Origin of the sequence: Allochromatium humboldtianum (assembly GCF_013385175.1) — a bacterium.
GTDB lineage: Bacteria > Pseudomonadota > Gammaproteobacteria > Chromatiales > Chromatiaceae > Thermochromatium > Thermochromatium humboldtianum.
The window spans coordinates 1-492 of sequence record NZ_JABZEO010000071.1 but is presented as its reverse complement, the minus strand read 5'-3'; the positions used below and the strand labels follow the sequence as shown (position 1 = coordinate 492).

Sequence of the window (492 nt, the reverse complement as noted above, 5' to 3'; positions counted from 1 at the left end):
TCGCCGCCGCGAGGCGGGAGCCGGTTGCAGACATTCCCGAGGGGAGCGAGCCGCGAGGCTCCGTCACCAGGCCCGTAAGGGCAGATTTTGGAACAGACCGATGGCGGTATTCGTTCTCGACAAACAGAAGCGTCCGTTGATGCCGTGCACGGAGAAACGCGCGCGGCTGTTACTGGAGCGCGGACGGGCGGTGGTGGTGCGTCTGGCCCCGTTCACTATTCGCCTGAAGGACCGGATCGGCGGCGCGGTTCAACCACTGCGCCTGAAGCTCGATCCGGGCAGTCGCGTGACCGGACTGACCCTGGTACGCGAATCCGAGACCTGTGACCCGGAAACGGGCGCGCTCGAGCGCCTGGAGCATGGGCTGTGGTTTGGGGAACTGGCGCATCGCGGCCAGGCGATCCGGGAGGCGCTGACGCTTCGGCGTCACTATCGCCGGGCGCGCCGGTCTCGGAAGACGCGCTACCGGGCGCCGCGTTTTCTGAATCGCCC

Annotated in this window: 1 protein-coding gene; it reads left to right on the top strand. The window is 67.5% G+C overall.

Features of this window, described 5'->3' with window-relative positions:
* Positions 1 to 100 precede the first annotated feature (100 nt).
* The coding region (locus tag HW932_RS21535; protein ID WP_176978492.1) for an RRXRR domain-containing protein at positions 101 to 492 on the top strand (392 nt) is incomplete at its 3' end.